Source organism: Achromobacter deleyi, assembly GCF_013116765.2.
In the GTDB taxonomy this organism is placed as follows: Bacteria; Pseudomonadota; Gammaproteobacteria; order Burkholderiales; family Burkholderiaceae_B; genus Achromobacter; species Achromobacter deleyi_A.
In genome coordinates, this window is the sequence record NZ_CP074375.1 from 306,244 (window position 1) to 324,737 (window position 18,494).

An 18,494-nucleotide genomic window follows, 5' to 3' on the forward strand; every position below is an offset into this window, starting at 1 on the left:
CTTAGGCAGACTTCTTGGGATGCACGATCATCTGGCCGGACATCTCCATGTGCAGGGCGTGGCAGAACCACTGGCAGTAGTACCAGTAGACGCCGGGGCGGTCCGCCTTGAACGTGACGGAGGAAGTGGCCTGGGGGCCGATCTCCATCGCGATGCCGTGGCCTTCCAGCGTGAAGCCGTGCGTCAGGTCCTCGATGACCTCCATGTTGGTCACCACGACCGTGACTTCATCGCCCTGGTTGACCTCGAACTTCTTGAGGCTGAACATGGGCGCGACCGCCATCATGTACACGCGGACCTTGTTGCCGTCGCGCACCACCTTGGCGGCGTCGTCCAGCGCCACCCCGTCCTTCTTGGCCATCTGGCGGGCGTCTTCCCACATGGGGTCGTCGCGCTTCCAGACGCTGATCGGGTTGATCTTGGAGCGGTGCACCAGGCACATGTCGTGCGGCTCGGCAAAGCTGGGGCCGTCATGGACGAGCTTCATCTCGTCGCCCGAGATGTCGATGAGCTGGTCGTTCTCGGGCTTGAGCGGGCCCACATTCAGGAACCGGTCCTTCGAGAATTTGTTCAGCGACACCAGCCACTTGCCATCGGCCTCGATGGTCTCGCCCATCGTGGAATGGTTGTGCCCCGGCTGGTAGTGCACGTCCAGCTTCTGGATGATGGGGTCGACCTTTTCGCCCTTGTAGGCGCGTTTGGCCTTGTCGATGTTCCACTTGACCATCTGGCTGTCGATGAACAGCGTGGTGTAGGCGTTGCCGCGGCCGTCGAAGGCGGTATGCAGGGGGCCCAGGCCCAGTTGCGGTTCGGCCACGACGCAGTCGCGCGGCTTGATCTTGTCGTCGAACAGGTCGTCCAGCGTGCGCACGTCCAGCACCGTCACGGTGGGCGACAGCTTGCCGTTCAGCATGAGGTGGATGCCGTCGGGGGCGGCGTTGCAGCCGTGGGGCGAGTTCGGCACCGGGATGTAGCGGGTGTACTTGGATCCGTGGCGGCCGTCCACGACGGGCACGCCACCCATGGTCTTGAAGTCGCCGTCCTTGATCGCCTGCTCGATGCGCTTGATGTTGAAGACCACGACCCAGTCCTGCTCGTTGGCCGACATTTCTTCGACCGTCACGCCCTTTTCAGAGTTGTAGCAGGTGGCAAAGGAGTACTTGCCCTGGTAGTCGGCATCGCCGTTGTCCAGGTTGCCGTCCACCAGGACCTGCCAAGCGACCTTCATGGTGTCGCCGTCGATCGCGGTGTAGATGGCGAAGAAGTTCTTCTTGGCGTCGTCGAGGATCTTGCCGTCGTTGGGCAGCGGGACGATGTGTTCGCCGTTGGCGAACACATAGCCGGTGCGCGGATAGCGCTGCGGGCGCAGTCCGTGCACGCCGGAGACGTTGGGCAATTCGGTGATCTTGTCGGTCTTCATCACATCCAGGCGGATGCGGGCGACCCGGTTGTTGGCCTTGTCGTTGATGAAGAGGTAGCGGCCGTCGTAGGTCTTGTTGGTGAACGACAGATGGGGGTGATGCGCGTCGCCGTTGGGGAAGACGCCGCCCTTGTCCTTCAGGTACTCGCGGGTTTCCGGCGTCAGGCCTTCCATCAGGATCTTGCGGCTTTCGTTCGTGCGGCCCCAGCCGGTTGCGCTGCAATGGTTGAAGACGGGAATGCGCACGAGCTCGCGCATGGACGGCAGGCCCAGCACGCGCACTTCGCCGGACTGGCCGCTGGAGTTGAAGGCATAGTATTCATCGAGCTCGCCCGGCGCGACATGCCCAAGCACGCCGCCTGCGCCAGACTTGCCCTCCTTGCCATGCGCAGCGGGAATCTGCGCGCCGGCAACGAGGCCGGCGGCGCCGGTGATGGCAGCGGTTCCCAGGAAGCTGCGGCGGGTGAGGCCGGCCTTTTCAGGGGTCTTGTCGGACATGGATAACTCCTTGATAGGGACGGCGCATTGCGCCGCGGTACGAAAATCGGGTTTCAGGACTCGGTGCGTGCCGGGTTCGCCGGCGCGCTTCTGTTCGGGGTTCGGTGCATGACCACCTCCTGCACCACCGGCTCCGCGGCCGGGGCCGGGCGCCGCTCGCGCTTGGCCCGCTTCTGGATCAGGTGAGGGCACTTCTGCTGGTGGTGGTAGAGCATCTGGCAATGCAGGCACTGGATGCATTCGTTCGGATTGATCTCGCCGGTCGGGTCGATCGCCTGCACCGGGCATTCGAGATTGCAGCGCTGACAGGGATTGCCGCAGTCGCGGTAGCGCCGCAGCCAGTTGAAGATGCGCAGCCGGGCGGGTATGGCCAGCGCGGCGCCCAGCGGACAGAGATAGCGGCAGAAGAAGCGTTCGACGAACAGTCCCGCGACCAGCAGCGCGACGGCGAATGCCACGAAAGGCCAGTAGCGCATGAAGTGCAGGATGATCGCCGTCTTGAACGGCTCCACTTCGGCGAGCTGTTCCGCCACCGCCAGGTCATACAGCGAGAAGCCGAAGAGCAGCAGGAAGATGACGTACTTCAGGGTCGACAGCCGCTGGTTCACGCCGTGGCCGATCTTCAGCTGGCGCACGCCCAGGCGCTTGGCGATGCGGTTGGAGAGTTCCTGCAAGGCGCCGAACGGGCACAGCCAGCCGCAGAATGCTCCCCGGTTCCAGAACACCATGGAGATCGCGGTGGCGCACCACAGGATGAACACCAGCGGGTCCATCAGGAAATATTCCCAGCGGAAATCCGTGCGCAAGGCGGAGAAGAAGGTCAGCACGTTGACGATGGACAGCTGCGCCTGGCCATACCAGCCGATCCAGAACAACGCGAACGCCAGGAACGCCAGGCGCAGCCGGTCGTGCAGCAGGGGGCGGGCGGCGAGCTGGTCCTGGAAGAAGAAGATACCGACCAGCACCGTCAGCGCCGCGGTCAGGATGGCGATCTGGCCAGCCTTGCCTTGCCATATCTGCTTCCACAAGGCCGGCGGGGCGTCCTCGGTTGCGGCCACGGGCGCGGCGGCGGCGGCCGGCTGGGCAGCCGCGGGGGCGGGTTCGACGGCGCGGGTGTAGGCGCGGGGCAGCTCGTAGGGAAGATCGAACGTGACGAAGGCCTTGTCGGACACGCTGAGCACGCGCTGGACCATGAGTTGCAGGCGCCAGGGCTTGACCGGATCCAGCGCGGCGTCCTCGGGCACGACGAACAGCGCAACCTCGCGCAGCGCCGGGGCGCCCGCCGCACTGACGTCGGCCAGGCGTTGATGGTTGCGGTCGCGGAAGCGGAAGCTGCCCTCGTCCTGCACGACCTCGATGCGGTCGAAGATGCCGCCGCGGACGTAGCCCGATCCCTTGAATGAGTAAGCGCCATTGCCGGCGACCAGCACCGCCTGCTGGCCCGGCTTGAGCCGTTCCTTCAGGCGCTGCCATCCCGTATCGCCCAGCAGGCTGCGGCCGATGGAGGGTGCGCTGACCAGGGCGACGTAGAGGTCGATGAACGTATCGTCCTGGCCGCCTTCGCTGTGTTCCGCCGCATCCTTCCTGCCCGATTGCAGGAATGCCTGGTTCACATCCTGCGGCGACAGGCGCAGGTTCTTCACCGCGCCCGAGTCGAGCAGCGCCTGCCAGGACTGCACCTCGGTCTGGCTCTCGTCCAGGACGCGGGCGGCGGCGGCGGGGGCCGCCTGGCGCGACGCGCCCGACTTGTCGATGCCATGCGCGCGCGCCACCGCGATCGCGGACCGCGTGATGGTGTCGCCGATCACCATGAGAGTGACCGTGGCGCCGCTGACGATGTCGACGGGTGGCGGGGCGCCATGGCGCGGGGGCGACTCCACGAAGTTCAGGCCGACATAGCCCTGTATGAAATGGTCGACCTTGGCCTGCGGGATGCCGATAAGCACGATGGGCTCGTGATGTTCGACCAGCTTTGCGCCGACGATGCGCCCGCTGTCGGAAAGCCCCACCAGCACGTCGATCGGCTTGCTGGAGTAGCCCCGCGTATTGACCACGTCGGAAGTGAGATAGACCAGGCCGAGCTGCCGGTCGCCCGAATAGGCGCGGGCCACCATCGGCTTGCCTTCGGGAGGGCCCACTCTATCGGCGCCGGGAAACACGGCGTCTATGGGCGTGGTGGCCAGGAAATCAGGCAGGCGCTGGGCCTGCGCCGCATGTCCGATGAACATGCACGACAGCCATAAAGCAAAGAACGCGGCCTGAATGCATCGTGTGAATCCGTGACTTGCTGCTGTACTGCCGCGCATGCTGAACTCTATTAGTCGTGTTTGCTTACAGGCATCGTATGTACTTGCAACGAGATCAGGCTTGCGGTTTGTCAATCAGGTCTTCGGATCGGGCAATAGCCCTACGATTCGTAGGGGATGTTCCCTATTTTTGAGGGGTATGCGTGGGTCCGGTTGATGGATGTCAAGAATGCGCAGGCGGGCTGGTCCTACACTGGTCCGCGGCGGCAACGGCGTCTGCATATGGCTGACGCGCGTGCATCGGCCGCTGTGTCATCGGAGAGATTCATGCTGGCAAAAGCCACCCTAGCCATTCTTCTATCTGCAACGAGCCTGCCCGTGCTGGCCGCGCAATGTGAGGCCACCGTCGAAAGCAACGACGCCATGCAGTTCAATGTCAAGGAAATGGTCGTCGACAAGAGCTGCAAGCAGTTCACCGTACATCTCAAGCACGTCGGCAAGATGGCGAAGGTCGCCATGGGCCACAACTGGGTGCTCACCAAGGAAGCCGACAAGCAGGCCGTCGCCACGGACGGCATGGGCGCCGGCCTGGCGCAGGACTACGTGAAGGCGGGCGACACCCGCGTCATCGCCCACACCAAGGTTGTCGGCGGCGGCGAGTCCGATTCGGTGACGTTCGACGTGTCCAAGCTTGCCGCTGGTGAAAACTACGCGTTCTTCTGCTCCTTCCCCGGCCACTGGGCGATGATGAAGGGCACCCTGAAGATCGGCGGCTGATCCCGCCCGCAGTTCGTAGTCACGACGCGAGAGCCGGCCAGTGAGCCGGCTTTTTAACGCCCGGCGTTTCTGCTGACGGCCGGTCAGCCGCGCCAGCAGGGCCTGTTAACCCTAAAAGGAGCCTCGCATGAGTACGCCAATGGGCGCCTATCAAGGCGCGAAGCGCAGCCGTGGCGGGACCACGGCGAGCATTCGCAACGCAGAGAGGCGCCCATTGGAGTACTCACCCTTCGGGCAGGCCGGCAATCGGGCGGCAGGCGTCGTTGCGGCCTCCTTGCGTGGCACAGCCACGCGGCGTCGCCCGCGCCTAGCCTGCCGCCCGATTGCCGGCCTGTGCGAGGCTCCTTTTAGGGCTAACAGGCCCTAGTTCTTTCAGCCCAAAGCCTCTGTCCATCAGGCTTACGGAGGGGGTGCGTCACCGGCGTGTCATGGATTTTCCATGTACGATTACCGGTCGTGTAACTTCTGGAGCTCCTGATGGAGTGGCTGCTGGACCCCGCTGCGTGGGTCGGCTTGCTTACCCTGGTCGTCCTTGAGATCGTCCTGGGCATTGATAACCTGATTTTCATCGCCATCCTGGCGGACAAGCTGCCGCCCGCGCAGCGCGATCGCGCGCGCATCATGGGCTTGAGCCTGGCGCTCATCATGCGCCTTGGCCTCTTGTCGGTCATGTCATGGCTGGTCACCTTGACCACCCCCCTGTTCTCCATCGGCCCGCTGTCCCCCTCGGGACGCGACCTGATCCTGATGGTGGGCGGCCTGTTCCTGCTGTTCAAGGGCACCATGGAATTGCACGAGCGCCTCGAAGGCGGCATGCATGCCGGCTCGTCCGGGCCGCGCGTGTATGCCAGCTTCTGGGTGATCGTGACGCAGATCGTGGTCCTGGACGCGGTGTTCTCGCTGGACTCCGTGATCACCGCGGTGGGCATGGTCGATCACCTGGCCATCATGATGATTGCCGTCATCATCGCGATCGGCATCATGCTGCTGGCATCCAAGCCGCTGACGCGCTTCGTCAACGCCCACCCCACGGTGGTGGTGCTGTGCCTGGGCTTCCTGCTCATGATCGGCTTCTCGCTCCTGGCCGAGAGCTTCGGCTTCAAGGTGCCCAAGGGCTACCTGTACGCCGCCATCGGCTTCTCGGTCGCCATCGAGGCGCTCAACCAGGTGGCGCGCCGCAACCTGCTCAAGCTGGACGCCCGCCGCCCGATGCGCGAACGGACGGCTTCGGCCGTGCTGCGCATGCTGGGCAAGCGGCCGCCGGCCAGCGACGAACCCGACCTGCCCCATGCCGACGGCCCGTCCATTCCGGCCTTCGGCGTGGAAGAGCGCAACATGGTCAGCGGCGTGCTGACGCTGGCCGAGCGTTCCATCCGGTCCATCATGACGCCCCGCACGGACGTGTCCTGGATCAATATCGACGACGACCCCGAGACCATCCGTCACCAGATCACCGAGGCGCCCCACAGCTTCTTCCCGGTCTGCCGCGGCTCGCTGGACGAGGTGCTGGGCATTGCCCGGGCCAAGGATCTGGTGGCCGACCTGATCACCGAGGGGCGGGTGCGCCGCAACCGCCTGCGCGATCCCATCATCGTGCACGAGGCCATCGGCATCCTGCGCCTGATGGACACGCTCAAGCGCTCGCGCGGCCAGCTGGTGCTGGTGGCCGACGAATTCGGCGCCATCGAGGGCCTGGTGACGCCGATCGACGTCTTTGAGGCGATCGCCGGCGAGTTCCCCGACGAGGACGAGTTGCCCGACATCGTGGCGGACGGCGCCAACACCTGGAAGATCGACGGCGCAGCCGACCTGCACCATGTCGAGCAAGTCCTGGAAACCGAAGGCCTGGTCGACGAGGCCCAGGATTTTTCCACCCTGGCGGGCTATCTGCTGTCGCGCTTCGGACATCTGCCCAAGCCGGGCGACGTCTGCGAGTACGAGATTCACCACCAACATTTCCGCTTTGAAGTCCTGGAAATGGATGGCCGCCGCATTGCGCTGGTGCGCGTCGAGAAACGGCCCCAAGAGCTGTTTTCCGACGAAGCATCCCTAGCCAACGACTAACAGAGATCCTCCAAGCACCGTGACCGAGAACGCGCTCTATCTGATCAAAGCATTCGTCCTGGGCATTCTTGAAGGCCTGACGGAGTTCATTCCCGTGTCCAGCACGGGCCACCTCATCCTGGTCGGGGACTGGCTCAATTTCCAGTCCGGCGAAGGCAAGGTGTTCGAGGTGGTCATCCAGCTGGGATCCATCCTGGCCGTGATGTGGGTGTTCCGCGCGCGGTTGCTCAAGCTGATCCGCGGCACGCTGACCGGCGTGGCAAGCGAGGTGGCCTTCACCCGCAACCTGCTCATCGCCTTTCTGCCGGCCGCGGTGATCGGCGCGATCTTCATCAAGACCATCAAGTCGGTGTTCTACCATCCCGCCGTGGTGGTGGTGACGCTGGTGCTGGGCGGCCTGATCATGCTGTACGTGGAGCGCCGCGCGCACCACACGCCTGGCGACGCGCCGGGCGCCGCCGACGACACCGCCTCCGACGAGCGGGCGTCTGCGCACACGCTGGAGCAGATCACCTGGAAGCAGGCGCTGGGCGTGGGCGTGGCGCAGTGCTTCGCCATGATTCCCGGCACCTCGCGGTCGGGCGCCACCATCATCGGCGGCATGATCGCCGGCATCCAGCGCAAGACCGCCACCGAATTCTCGTTCTTCCTGGCCATGCCGACCATGCTGGGCGCCGCGGTCTACGACATGTACAAGAACTTCGGCATGCTGACCCAGCACGACCTGTCCGGCATCGCGGTGGGCTTCATCGCCGCGTTCCTGAGCGCCATGGTGGTGGTGCGCGCCGTGCTGCGTTTCGTGGCCAACCACACCTATCGCGTGTTCGCCTGGTACCGGATCGTGTTCGGCGCGGTCGTCGCGGCCTGGATCTTCACCCGCTGACCCTGCACCCGCTGACCACCGCCGCAATGAATAAGGGCCGCTAAGCAAGCGGCCCTTTTTTCTGGGGTTTTCCTGGCGCGGCGCAATGTTGCGCGGGCGCCTACGATCCCGTTTCCAGGTCGTAGAACTCCAGGCCGTCGCGGTCTATGACCAGCCAGCCGCCGCGAGGCGGCGACACGTGGTCGCAGTCCCAGTCGGGCAGGACCCAGCGTTCGCGCTTCTTGCCATCGACGTCCAGCACGTGGCGGGCCGGGCGGTGCGTATGGCCATGGACCAGTACGCGCACATCCGTCTCGCGGAAAATGGATTCGATGGCGCCGGCATTGACGTCCATGATTTCCATGGACTTGGTCTGGTTGGCCGCCTGGCTTTCGCCGCGCGCCTGTTGCGCCATGGCCAGCCGTTCGGGAATGGTCTTGGCGAGGAACTCGGCCTGCCACTGCGGGTTGCGGACCATCTGGCGGAACTGCTGATACGCGGCGTCGTCGGTACAGAACTCGTCGCCGTGCGTCAGCAGGATCCGGCCGAAGTCCGTTTCCAGCAGCGCGGGCTCGGGCAGCAGGCGGGCGCCCACGGCATTGGCCAGTTCTTCCCCGATGAGGAAGTCGCGGTTGCCGCGGCCCAGCCATACCGGGATACGCCCGGCCGTTGCCCGAAGCGCCGTCACCACCGTGGCAAGCCACGGCGGCGCGGCGCGGATCACGTCGTCGCCAATCCAGGCATCGAAGATGTCGCCCGGCAGCAGCAGGGCGGCAGCGTCTTCTTGCGCGGCTTGCAGAAAGGCCAGGAAGGCCTCCGAGGTGGCCGGCGTGGCCGGCCCCAGGTGCAGGTCGGACGCCAGCCAGATCGGACCGGACAGGGTGATCTTATTCAAGAATCTCGGCCTTCTCGATGATGATGTCTTCGTTCGGCACGTTCTGGTGGAAGCCCTTGTTGCCGGTCTTCACGCCCTTGATCTTCTCGACCACGTCGGTGCCTTCGGTGATGACGCCGAACACGGCATAGCCCCAGCCGTTCGGCGTGGGCGACGTGAAGTTCAGGAAGTCGTTGTTGGACACGTTGATGAAGAACTGCGCCGTGGCCGAGTGCGGGTCGCTGGTGCGGGCCATGGCAAGCGTGTACTTGTCGTTCTTCAGGCCGTTGTTGGCTTCGTTTTCGACCGGGGCATGGGTCTGCTTTTGCTTCATGCCGGGTTCGAAGCCGCCGCCCTGGATCATGAAGCCATCGATCACGCGGTGGAACACCGTGCCGTTGTAGAAGCCTTCCTTGACGTAGGTCAGGAAGTTCTCGACGGACTTCGGAGCCTTGGCTGCGTCCAGGGTGATGACCATGTCGCCTTGGTTCGTGTGGAGCTTGACGCGGGGATTGGTGCTCATGGCTTTTGTGCCTTCAGAGGTGGAGGTGGAAGAAGAGGCCGCGGGGGCGGCGCTGACGAGCGCTGGGGCGAATGCGGCCAGTGCGAACGAGCACGCCGTCAGGCGCAGCAGGTGAAGAGGGGAGTAACGGGACATCATTTGCCTTGTTTATCCTTCAACAATGTTTCAACTTCGCGGACCTTTTCCTTCATGCCGGGCACGCCGTCGCCGGCGGCCTTCTTGTAGGTGCGCAAGGCCTGCATGAGCTGCAGGTCGCCGAGATTGGCGCGCGCGGCGGCGTAGCCCGGATCGGCGCGCAATGCCATTTGCAGGGCATCCTGCGCTTTTTCAAGTTCGCCGCGGCTTGCATATAGAGCCGCCAGATTGTTCCAGGGTTCCGGCAGTTCGGGGAACCGCGTGGTCATCTCGGTGTAGACGTCGATCGCTTCGTTGCTGCGGTTCAGGGCGGCCAGCGCGCGCGCGTGCTGGAACATCAGCTGAACGTCGGTGCCACGCTGGTCCTTGATCTCATTCTGGCGCTTCTCGATCATGGCCAGCGCCGCTTCGTTTTCGCCGCGGTTCAGCATGCGCTCGATGTGCGTCGTGATCTGCGAGGGCGACGGCTCCAGGCGGGTGTCCACGCCCGGCTTGGCGGCTTCCAGCAGTTTGGCCAGGCCATCCCAGCCGCCTTCGGGCGGGATGGGGTCCAGGGTGGTGCGGCTGGAGTGGGGGCTTTCTCCGCCACCGCCGCCCATCGACTGGGCAAGAGAGACGCCGGCCGGCGCGCCGGCCAGGGCCAGGGCGAGCACTACGACACAAAAACGCGGCTTGATAGTCACGTGGGCTTCCGTTAAAAGTCGTGGCCGGCCCGCGCTTACGCGCGCGGCCGGGCCGCTTGCTATACTTGACGACCACCATTTTAGCCCCGGTTGAGTTTTTGGCTCGATAGGCGAAGACAACTTCGGGGCCAGACACTTTCGGCTGCGCCTGAAAGCGCGAATGGGGCGGCACGCTTTGACGGTATCGTCCGTCGACAGCAACTTTCCGCAACCGCCACGGAAAATTTAGACGAAGCCTATAGCGCCATGCTGCAAATCTACAACACGTTATCGCGTACCAAAGAACCGTTCAAACCGGCCCAGGCCGGCCAGGTGCGCATGTACGTGTGCGGCATGACCGTCTATGACTTCTGCCATCTCGGGCACGCCCGCATGCTGGTGTCGTTCGACGTCGTGCAGCGCTGGCTGCGCGCCAGCGGGCTGACCGTCGACTACGTGCGCAACATCACGGATATCGACGACAAGATCATCCGCCGCGCCGTCGAGACCGGCCGCCGCATCGGCGAGGTCACCGAGTTCTACATCGACGCCATGCACGCCGACGAGCGCGCCCTGGGCGTCGAGACCCCGGACCGCGAGCCGCGCGCCACGCAGTATGTGGGCGAAATGCTGGACATCATCGGCAAGCTGGAACAGAACGGCCTGGCCTACCAGGCCGACGACGGCGACGTGAACTACGCCGTGCGCGGCTTTGCCGGCTACGGCAAGCTGTCCGGCAAGACGCTGGACGACCTGCGCGCCGGCGAACGCGTGGCGGTGGGGTCGGCCAAGCGCGACCCGCTGGATTTCGTATTGTGGAAGTCCGCCAAGGCCGAGGAGCCCGCCGACACCAAGTGGGAATCCCCCTACGGCATGGGCCGTCCGGGCTGGCACATCGAGTGCTCGGCCATGAGCAAGTCCCTGCTGGGACTGCCGCTGGACATCCACGGCGGCGGCCCGGACCTGAAATTCCCGCACCACGAGAACGAGATCGCCCAGACCGAAGGCGCCTTCGGCGGCGTCCTGGCCAATATCTGGATGCATTGCGGCCCGCTCATGGTGGATTCGGACAAGATGTCCAAGTCCCTGGGCAATTTCCGCACCATCCGCCAGACCGTCGCGCAGAATGATCCGGCGGCGGACCAGTCCCAATACCCGGTGAACCCGCGCGAAGCGGAAATGGTGCGCTTCTTCATTGTGCGCAACCACTACCGCAGCCCGCAGAACTACACGCCGGACAACCTGGTCGACGCGCAGAACGCGCTGGACCGCCTGTACCAGGCCTTGCAGAACGTGCCGGCCGACGGCCAGGGCATCGACTGGAACGAGCCGCAGGCCCAGGCCTTCAAGGCGGCCATGGACGACGATTTCAACAGCTCGGGCGCCGTGGCGGCCCTGTTCGAACTGGCCTCGGAGGCCAACCGGACCAAGAGCGCGCGCAGCGCCGGGCAGATGAAGGCCCTGGCGGCCCTGCTGGGCCTGCTGCAGCAGGAGCCCGCTGCCTACTTCCAGTCGTCCACCCGCTATTCCGCGGCCGCGATGGAGCAGGGCGAGCGCAGCACGCTGGACGCCGAGGCCATCCAGTCCCTGATCGACGCGCGCGCCGCAGCCAAGGCTGCCCGCAATTTCGCCGAGGCCGACCGCATCCGTGCCGAATTGCGCGATGCCGGCATCGAGCTGGACGACAAGCCGGGTGGTCTGACGCAATGGCGTCGGGCTTGAACCCCCAGGATACGCCCGACATGTCCACCGCCGACCTCGAGATTCCCAAGCCTGAGTATTGGGAAGCCGCCGTAGCCCATCTGATGCGGCGCGACCGCATCCTGAAGAAGATCATCCCCCAGCACCCCGAGGTCTGGCTGACCTCGCGCGGCACGCCGTTCGTGACGCTGGCGCGCGCGATCATCGGGCAACAGATTTCCTCCAAGGCGGCAGATGCCGTCTGGACCAAGTTCATCGACGCCGTGGGCAAGCGCCCCACGCCCGTCGCCGTGCTGCGCGTGGGCGTGGAAGGCCTGCGCAAGGCCGGACTGTCTCAACGCAAGGCCGAATACGTGCTGGATCTTGCCGTGCATTTCGGCGAGCGACGGGTCCATCCCGAGAAGTGGGCGGCCATGGACGACGAGGCCGTCATTTCTGAATTGGTCGCCATCCGGGGCATTGGGCGCTGGACGGCGGAGATGTTTTTGATTTTCAATCTACAGCGGCCTGATGTCCTGCCGCTGGATGATCTGGGGTTGCTCAAGGCAATCTCGCTACACTATTTCAGCGGCGAGCCTGTCTCTCGCTTCGAGGCTCGCGAAGTCTCGTTGGCGTGGCAACCCTGGCGTACCGTGGCAACCTGGTATTTGTGGCGCAGTCTGGAACCGACGCCGGTTCAATACTGATGCACCCCAGGCAGCCCATCTACGGAACCACACTACATGCGCAATACATTTCTGGAATTTGAACAGCCGCTCGCCGAGCTTGAGAACAAGATCGAGCAGCTGCGCTACGTGCAGGCCGATTCCGCGGTAGACATCTCCGACGAAATCGGACGTCTGCAGCAGAAGAGCCAGACCCTGGCCAAGGAGATCTACGCCAAGCTCACTCCCTGGCAAACGGCGCTTGTCGCCCGCCACCCCCAGCGTCCGTACACGCTGGACTACGTGCGCGAAATGTTCACCGACTTTCATGAACTGCACGGCGACCGCATGTACGCCGACGACCAGTCCATCATTGGCGGCCTGGCGCGCTTCAACGGCACGCCCTGCATGGTGATCGGCCACCAGAAGGGGCGCGACACCAAGGAACGCGCCGCCCGCAATTTCGGCATGCCGCGTCCCGAAGGCTATCGCAAGGCCCTGCGCCTGATGCGCCTGGCCGAGAAGTTCGGCATCCCCGTGTTCACTTTCGTGGACACCCCGGGCGCCTACCCCGGCATCGGCGCCGAAGAGCGCGGCCAGTCCGAAGCCATCGGCCACAATCTGTACGCCATGGCCGAACTGAAGGTACCCGTGATCTGCACGATCATCGGCGAAGGCGGCTCGGGCGGCGCCCTGGCCATCGCCGTGGGCAACGCAGTGCTGATGCTGCAGTACGCCACCTACGCCGTGATTTCGCCCGAAGGTTGCGCATCCATCCTGTGGCGCAGCGCCGACAAGGCCCCCGACGCCGCCGAGGCGCTGGCCATCATCGCCCCGCGCCTGAAGGACCTGGGCCTGGTGGACCGCGTCGTCAACGAACCGGTGGGCGGCGCCCACCGCGACCCCCGCGTCATGGCGCGCCTGCTGCGCCGCGCGCTGGGCGACGCCCTGCGCCAGCTTCAGGGCATGACGCCCGAACAGCTCGTGGAACAGCGCGTCCAGCGCCTGCTGTCCTACGGCGCCTACCAGGAAGTGCGCGCGTAAAGCGGGCACGGGCGCCGGCGTGCAGCCGGCGCCGCGGCCGACGCGCCACGCGCAATCCCCCCATGACCGACGCCCCGGCGCCCGAATCCACGCATCGGGCCCAGGCGGGCGTCGGGCACCCATCCCTCCCGGTTTCCGCCGAGCTTGCCGCAGCCTTGCGCCAGGCGCTCCTGGCCCTGCCCGAGCGTCCAGGGCGCGTTGCCGTGGCGTTCAGCGGCGGCGCGGACTCGGCCATGCTGGCCGTGCATGCGGCCGCCGTGGCGGTGCCGCTGGGCATCGGCGTGGCGCTGTTCCATGTGCACCACGGCCTGCAGGCCGATGCCGACGCATGGGCGCTGCAGGCGAGGGCGCTGGGCGACAAGCTGTCCCTGCCTGTGTTGGAGGCGCGCGTCCAGGTCGAGCAAGCCGCCGGCAAGGGCATCGAGGCCGCCGCCCGCGACGCGCGCTATGCGGCCCTGGCGCAACTGGCGCGTGAACAGGGGATCGGCCATGTGTTGCTGGCCCATCACCGCAACGACCAGGCGGAAACCGTGCTGCTGCGCTTGCTGCGCGGCACCGGCCTGGCCGGCATGGCGGCCATGGCGCCGAGCTCGCGACGCGATGGCGTCGTCTATCTGCGTCCCTGGCTGGAGCAGGACCGAGCAACCATCCTGCGGGCGGCGGACGCGGTCGAGGCCGCTTGCGGCTGGCGCGCCGTGCAGGACCCCACCAACGCGGATCCCCGCTACACCCGCGCCGCGCTGCGCGAGCTGCTGGCGCCGGCGCTGGATGCGCGATGGCCGGGCTGGCGCGGCATCGTTGCCCGGCATGCGCGGCACATGGCGCAGGCCGCCGAGATCCTGGATGAAGTGGCGCGCGAAGACTTCGCCGCGCTGGAGCCCAGCCCCGACGGCGCCAGCTTTTCGCTGCAGGCGTGGCGCGGACTGTCGCCCGCCCGCCAGGCGCAGGTCCTGCGGTATTGGCTGGAAAGCAATGGCGCCCGCATGCCGACGGACGCGCGCATGGCGGATCTGCTGCGGCAGCTGCGCGGCCTGCACAGCCTGGGCCACGACCGCCAGCTGCGGGTCGAGCAGGCCGGCCACGTCATCCGGTGTCATCGGGGCAGGGTCTGGGTGGAACCCAGGCATTGAGCCCCCACAAGCGGCTGCTTGCCGCTGGATGGACATAAATTTGTGCAAACTGCGCAAATTTTTACCGTCGCGCTAGAATATATGGTTTTGCCCGTCAACACTTGCGGCGGGTCTCCAGCCAGAGTACGAGATGTCCCTGATCGTTCACAAATATGGCGGTACTTCGATGGGCTCGGTCGAGCGCATCAGAAACGTGGCGCGTCGCGTCGCGAAGTGGCACGCCGCCGGCCACCAGGTTGTTATTGTTCCGTCCGCCATGGCGGGCGAAACGAATCGTCTGCTCGGTCTGGCGCGCGAGATTTCGCCCCAGCCCGACAGCCGCGAACTCGACATGATCGCCGCCACCGGCGAGCAAGCCAGCAGCGGCCTCCTGGCCATTGCCTTGCAGGCCGAGGGCGTGCCCGCGCGCAGCTATGCCGGTTGGCAAGTGCCTGTGCGCACCGATTCGTCGTTCACGAAAGCCCGCATCACGTCCATCGACGACGCGCGTATCCGCGCCGATCTGGACGCCGGCCGCGTGGTCATCGTGACGGGCTTCCAGGGCGTCGACCCTGAAGGTCATATCACGACGCTGGGCCGTGGCGGCTCCGACACCTCGGCCGTGGCCGTGGCGGCCGCCATCAAGGCCGACGAGTGCCTGATCTACACGGATGTGGACGGCGTCTATACGACCGATCCGCGCGTGGTGCCCGAAGCGCGCCGCATGGCCGTCGTTTCCTTCGAGGAAATGCTGGAAATGGCGTCGCTGGGTTCCAAGGTCCTGCAGATCCGCTCGGTTGAATTCGCCGGCAAATACCGTGTGCCGGTCCGGGTGCTGTCCTCGCTGACCGACCCGCTTATCCCGCTCGAAGAAGAAATGGTTTCGGGCACGCTGATTACTTTTGAGGAAGACGAAAAAATGGAAGCCGCCGTTGTCTCCGGCATCGCCTTCAGCCGCGACGAAGCCAAAATCACCCTGCTGGCCGTTCCGGATAAACCCGGCATCGCCTTCTCCATCCTGGGTCCTGTCGCCGCCGCCAATATCGACGTCGACATGATCGTGCAGAACCAGTCCGTGGCCGGCACGACCGACTTCTCGTTCACCGTGAACCGCAATGAGTTTGCGCGCGCCGTGGACCTGCTCAAGCGCGAAGTCATCCCCGCCGTGGGCGCGCGCGAGCTGTCCACCGACGAGAAGGTCGCCAAGGTCTCCATCGTCGGCATCGGCATGCGCTCGCACGTGGGCGTCGCCAGCCTGATGTTCCAGACGCTCTCGCAAGAGGGCATCAACATCCAGATGATCAGCACCAGCGAGATCAAGACCTCGGTGATCATCGACGACAAGTACATGGAACTGGGCGTGCGCGCGCTGCACAAGGCCTTCGGCCTGGACCAGGCGCCCGCCACCAAGGTTTAAGAAACGGCTCCGGCACGATTTTTTTTGATTGAAGGCCCGATTCGGGGCAAGAGCTAAAAAAATCGTGCTAGAATCTCGTTCTCTTTTCGGAGACGTGCCCGAGAGGCTGAAGGGGCTCCCCTGCTAAGGGAGTATGTGGCTAAAAACTGCATCGTGGGTTCGAATCCCACCGTCTCCGCCAAGACACCTGCACCGGTGAACCAAGGTTGCCTCAAGACCCGCATAGCTAATTGCTCTGCGGGTTTTTTGTTGCTTGCGCCTGTCCCTTGGCGTCTTCTCAGTTTGGGACTACGCCTGATACGGTGTGGATGATTCCGTGGCGTCGACGATCATTCTCGCCTTGTCGAGCGCATCCATCCCGGCCATTGCCGGAAATCCCTTTTCGGGCATGTAGTCGGCTTGGACGCGAAGCGCATAGGCCGCCATCAAGAGATTGCCGAGGGCGATGCTTTGGGCCTTGATTCTTGGATTCGCGACGGTCGGAGTGCGTAGCTGTGTATATAGGCCTTCGTGCATCCCGCCTCGGGCATATGCCAGGCTGCCCGGCGAAGAAAGGCCGTTGTGATAGGTCCGTGCCGCGTGATAAGCCGCGTAGTAGGCGCGACTTGCGGTTGCTCGATACAGACCCTCTGTTTCTCCGGCCGCGCTTATCGAAACCGCGGCGTCGAGCAGTTCCCGATACGTGCTGCTCATGGGAGTGCGCCGCCGAAGAGCACTACAAAGCGCTCATGCACCGGAACGCCTTTGTCCTGCATGAGTTGGGCGAGCTCAACGTTCATCTCGAAGACCGTTGCCGCGTCAGTGGGTATGTGGGCTTGCATCGTGACGCCGACAAACGTCTCGGGTACGTTGACGGCCTGATAGCTGATTCCGGGCACTGGCATGCGGCGGCGGCGCAGGACTTCTCCCATCGCATCAAGATGAGTGCCGGCTGCAGCATCGGTCAGCCCCGCTTCTCGCAAGATCAGCGATGCGGTCTTGATTTCATCGCCGGAAATGGCTGATTCTTTGGGCGGTCGAGTTTTCCGCGCTTCCAGCGTGGCGAGCTGATCGGCGATCAGGTTGAACAAGCCCAGCTGCGCACCGCGTTCCAAATTCTTGTAGAGGTAGCCGGCCTCGGCCCGTAGAAACGGGGCGAGTTGTGCTTGCGCCTCGGAAAAGTGGCCGAGTATGGCCAAGCTTCCCGACAGGTTGACGTGGCTACCCTCATCGTCTGTCAGCTGAAGAGCGGATTGAAAGGCCGTACGTGCGGATGCTTCGTCTCCGACCATGGCGTACCACATCCCATGCAAGGCCCAGCCCTGCGCGGCGTCAATGGCCGTCACCGCCTCAATCTGGCGACGAATCGTCGCAGCTTCGAAGGACAGCCGATTGACATAATGGACGCTTTGCTCCGCAAGCGCGTTCATTGCATCAATGAGGTCATTGGTACGCAGTTGTGGTTGCGGCAAGGTCGGGACCCGATGGGGAATTCACGGGAGAAGTGTAGCTTCGGGCAGCTCACCCAGCTTGGGGGCCTGGGAGCGCCACTGGCAGTTATCGCAGGAATAGGATCAAAAAACGGGGGCGCGTCCGGCAACCATTGCTGAGCCAGACGTTTCGGCAGCGCTGCTCCACATTCAGGCCTGCGAGAGGAAGGGGATAGCCCGGCAGCCTTGACCGCCTCAAACCCCAGGAATGCTCAACGCCAAACCAGCCCGATCCGCCACGTTGCAGATATGCGCGCGCATTGCTTGCCGCGCGGCCTGCGCCGAGCCGGTGGCCAGGGCTTCGATGATGACGGCGTGTTCGCGGATGGGTTCGCGCACCCGCGCCGGATCGGCGAATGCCACCTGGCGGCTGCCGTCGACGACGTCGTCGATGCTCTCGGCGATGTCCAGCAGCATCGGGCTTCCCGCGATCTCGAAGATGCAGGCATGGAAGGCGCGATCGCCTTCGGACATGGTGACCAGGTCGCCGGCGGATGCGGCGTTGTCCATCTGGTCTATGGTGGCCTGCAGGCGCGCCAAGCCGGCCTGTGTCACCACGCTGGCGGCCAGCGCGGCCGCGAGTTCCTCGAGTTCGTTGCGGACCAGGTAGACGTCGCGCAACGCATAGCGTCCCTGAAAGCGCCAGCGCCCATAAGCGCTGCCCAAGCCCTTCTCGCCGGGGTTGGCGATGAACACGCCGCGCCCGGCTTCGCTGCGCAGCAGCCCCAGGCCTTCCAGCATCGTGATCGCTTCGCGCAGCGAGGCGCGGCTCACGCCCAGCGACTCGGCCAATTGGCGCTGGCCGGGCAATTTGCCGGCCTGGGCCCATTCGGCCTGGCGGATGCGGGCTTGCAGTTGCTGGGCGATGTGTTCAACGGTATTCATTGCGGTTCCTCTAAGCAATCGCCCGGCAGCAGGGGGTTGATCCTTTGGTCCCCACGTCCGGCGCACATCGTACGGCCGCGTTGACAAGCGATTTTCGCATGGGCATTATGACACCAAACCGGTCTGACCAGTTGCTTGCTGGCAGGGCGATGCTTCGCTTCGCG

The 18,494-nt window shown here is 64.8% G+C and carries 16 protein-coding genes and 1 tRNA gene; 9 read left to right on the plus strand and 8 right to left on the minus strand.

The features are described 5' to 3' along the window. Position 1 precedes the first annotated feature (1 nt). Positions 2-1,918, minus strand: a complete 1,917-nt coding sequence (gene nosZ / locus HLG70_RS01395; protein WP_171664690.1) for a TAT-dependent nitrous-oxide reductase — start codon at positions 1,916-1,918, stop codon at positions 2-4. A gap of 53 nt (positions 1,919-1,971) precedes the next feature. Beyond that, the gene (locus HLG70_RS01400; RefSeq protein WP_171664689.1) at positions 1,972-4,146 is read right to left on the minus strand and encodes a NosR/NirI family protein; all 2,175 of its coding nucleotides are present in this window, start codon (positions 4,144-4,146) and stop codon (positions 1,972-1,974) included. A gap of 345 nt (positions 4,147-4,491) precedes the next feature. On the opposite strand from HLG70_RS01400, the gene azu reads away from it, so the two are divergent. The 3 genes from azu to HLG70_RS01415 all read left to right on the plus strand — a co-directional run bounded on the left by azu (position 4,492) and on the right by HLG70_RS01415 (position 7,888). Further along, complete coding sequence (gene azu, locus HLG70_RS01405; RefSeq protein ID WP_171664688.1) at positions 4,492-4,941, plus strand: azurin; 450 nt, start codon at positions 4,492-4,494, stop codon at positions 4,939-4,941. Between the two features lie 477 nt (positions 4,942-5,418). Then, positions 5,419-7,005, plus strand: a complete 1,587-nt coding sequence (locus HLG70_RS01410; protein WP_171665696.1) for a TerC family protein — start codon at positions 5,419-5,421, stop codon at positions 7,003-7,005. Positions 7,006-7,024: 19 nt separating this feature from the next. Continuing rightward, positions 7,025-7,888 carry an undecaprenyl-diphosphate phosphatase gene (locus HLG70_RS01415; RefSeq protein WP_171665694.1) on the plus strand — a complete coding sequence of 288 codons (864 nt, stop codon included), beginning with the start codon at positions 7,025-7,027 and terminating at the stop codon, positions 7,886-7,888. Positions 7,889-7,988: 100 nt separating this feature from the next. On the opposite strand, the gene HLG70_RS01420 is transcribed toward HLG70_RS01415, so the two are convergent. The 3 genes from HLG70_RS01420 to HLG70_RS01430 form a co-directional block, all read right to left on the minus strand. Further along, a complete protein-coding gene (locus tag HLG70_RS01420) occupies positions 7,989-8,762 on the minus strand; it encodes a UDP-2,3-diacylglucosamine diphosphatase (protein WP_171665692.1) in 774 nt (257 codons plus the stop codon). Next, on the minus strand, positions 8,755-9,264 hold the full coding sequence (locus HLG70_RS01425; protein ID WP_171665690.1) for a peptidylprolyl isomerase: 510 nt from the start codon (positions 9,262-9,264) through the stop codon (positions 8,755-8,757). The genes HLG70_RS01420 and HLG70_RS01425 overlap by 8 nt, the downstream gene beginning before the upstream one ends. Before the next feature lie 134 nt (positions 9,265-9,398). Next, the gene (locus HLG70_RS01430) at positions 9,399-10,082 is read right to left on the minus strand and encodes a tetratricopeptide repeat protein (RefSeq protein WP_171665688.1); all 684 of its coding nucleotides are present in this window, start codon (positions 10,080-10,082) and stop codon (positions 9,399-9,401) included. 246 nt (positions 10,083-10,328) lie between these two features. Between HLG70_RS01430 and cysS the strand changes: the two genes are divergently transcribed. The 6 genes from cysS to HLG70_RS01460 all read left to right on the plus strand — a co-directional run bounded on the left by cysS (position 10,329) and on the right by HLG70_RS01460 (position 16,157). Then, positions 10,329-11,783, plus strand: a complete 1,455-nt coding sequence (cysS, locus tag HLG70_RS01435; RefSeq protein ID WP_171665686.1) for a cysteine--tRNA ligase — start codon at positions 10,329-10,331, stop codon at positions 11,781-11,783. 20 nt (positions 11,784-11,803) lie between these two features. Next, positions 11,804-12,448, plus strand: a complete 645-nt coding sequence (locus tag HLG70_RS01440) for a DNA-3-methyladenine glycosylase family protein (RefSeq protein WP_171665684.1) — start codon at positions 11,804-11,806, stop codon at positions 12,446-12,448. A 36-nt stretch (positions 12,449-12,484) separates the two neighbouring features. Beyond that, the gene (locus HLG70_RS01445) at positions 12,485-13,450 is read left to right on the plus strand and encodes an acetyl-CoA carboxylase carboxyltransferase subunit alpha (protein WP_006225512.1); all 966 of its coding nucleotides are present in this window, start codon (positions 12,485-12,487) and stop codon (positions 13,448-13,450) included. A gap of 155 nt (positions 13,451-13,605) precedes the next feature. Continuing rightward, complete coding sequence (gene tilS / locus HLG70_RS01450) at positions 13,606-14,580, plus strand: tRNA lysidine(34) synthetase TilS (protein WP_419144802.1); 975 nt, start codon at positions 13,606-13,608, stop codon at positions 14,578-14,580. Positions 14,581-14,710: 130 nt separating this feature from the next. Continuing rightward, positions 14,711-15,976: an aspartate kinase gene (locus tag HLG70_RS01455; protein ID WP_171665680.1), complete on the plus strand. Its 1,266-nt coding sequence runs from the start codon at positions 14,711-14,713 to the stop codon at positions 15,974-15,976. Positions 15,977-16,064: 88 nt separating this feature from the next. Further along, positions 16,065-16,157: transfer RNA gene (locus HLG70_RS01460), tRNA-Ser, on the plus strand. A gap of 107 nt (positions 16,158-16,264) precedes the next feature. On the opposite strand, the gene HLG70_RS01465 is transcribed toward HLG70_RS01460, so the two are convergent. The 3 genes from HLG70_RS01465 to HLG70_RS01475 form a co-directional block, all read right to left on the minus strand. Beyond that, positions 16,265-16,669, minus strand: coding sequence for a hypothetical protein (locus HLG70_RS01465; RefSeq protein WP_171665678.1), 405 nt, complete (start codon positions 16,667-16,669; stop codon positions 16,265-16,267). Beyond that, positions 16,666-17,427 (minus strand): hypothetical protein, encoded by a 762-nt coding sequence (locus HLG70_RS01470; RefSeq protein WP_171665676.1) that lies wholly within the window; start codon positions 17,425-17,427, stop codon positions 16,666-16,668. The genes HLG70_RS01465 and HLG70_RS01470 overlap by 4 nt, the downstream gene beginning before the upstream one ends. 213 nt (positions 17,428-17,640) lie before the next feature. Beyond that, complete coding sequence (locus HLG70_RS01475; RefSeq protein WP_171665674.1) at positions 17,641-18,330, minus strand: FadR/GntR family transcriptional regulator; 690 nt, start codon at positions 18,328-18,330, stop codon at positions 17,641-17,643. Positions 18,331-18,494: the final 164 nt, after the last annotated feature.

Coding starts and splice junctions, on each gene's coding strand:
- nosZ (WP_171664690.1), bottom strand. CDS start 1,918: ATGTCCGACAAGACCCCTGAAAAGGCCGGCCTCACCCGCCGCAGCTTC.
- HLG70_RS01400 (WP_171664689.1), bottom strand. CDS start 4,146: ATGTTCATCGGACATGCGGCGCAGGCCCAGCGCCTGCCTGATTTCCTG.
- azu (WP_171664688.1), top strand. CDS start 4,492: ATGCTGGCAAAAGCCACCCTAGCCATTCTTCTATCTGCAACGAGCCTG.
- HLG70_RS01410 (WP_171665696.1), top strand. CDS start 5,419: ATGGAGTGGCTGCTGGACCCCGCTGCGTGGGTCGGCTTGCTTACCCTG.
- HLG70_RS01425 (WP_171665690.1), bottom strand. CDS start 9,264: ATGAGCACCAATCCCCGCGTCAAGCTCCACACGAACCAAGGCGACATG.
- cysS (WP_171665686.1), top strand. CDS start 10,329: ATGCTGCAAATCTACAACACGTTATCGCGTACCAAAGAACCGTTCAAA.
- HLG70_RS01440 (WP_171665684.1), top strand. CDS start 11,804: ATGTCCACCGCCGACCTCGAGATTCCCAAGCCTGAGTATTGGGAAGCC.
- HLG70_RS01445 (WP_006225512.1), top strand. CDS start 12,485: ATGCGCAATACATTTCTGGAATTTGAACAGCCGCTCGCCGAGCTTGAG.
- HLG70_RS01455 (WP_171665680.1), top strand. CDS start 14,711: ATGTCCCTGATCGTTCACAAATATGGCGGTACTTCGATGGGCTCGGTC.
- HLG70_RS01465 (WP_171665678.1), bottom strand. CDS start 16,669: ATGAGCAGCACGTATCGGGAACTGCTCGACGCCGCGGTTTCGATAAGC.
- HLG70_RS01475 (WP_171665674.1), bottom strand. CDS start 18,330: ATGAATACCGTTGAACACATCGCCCAGCAACTGCAAGCCCGCATCCGC.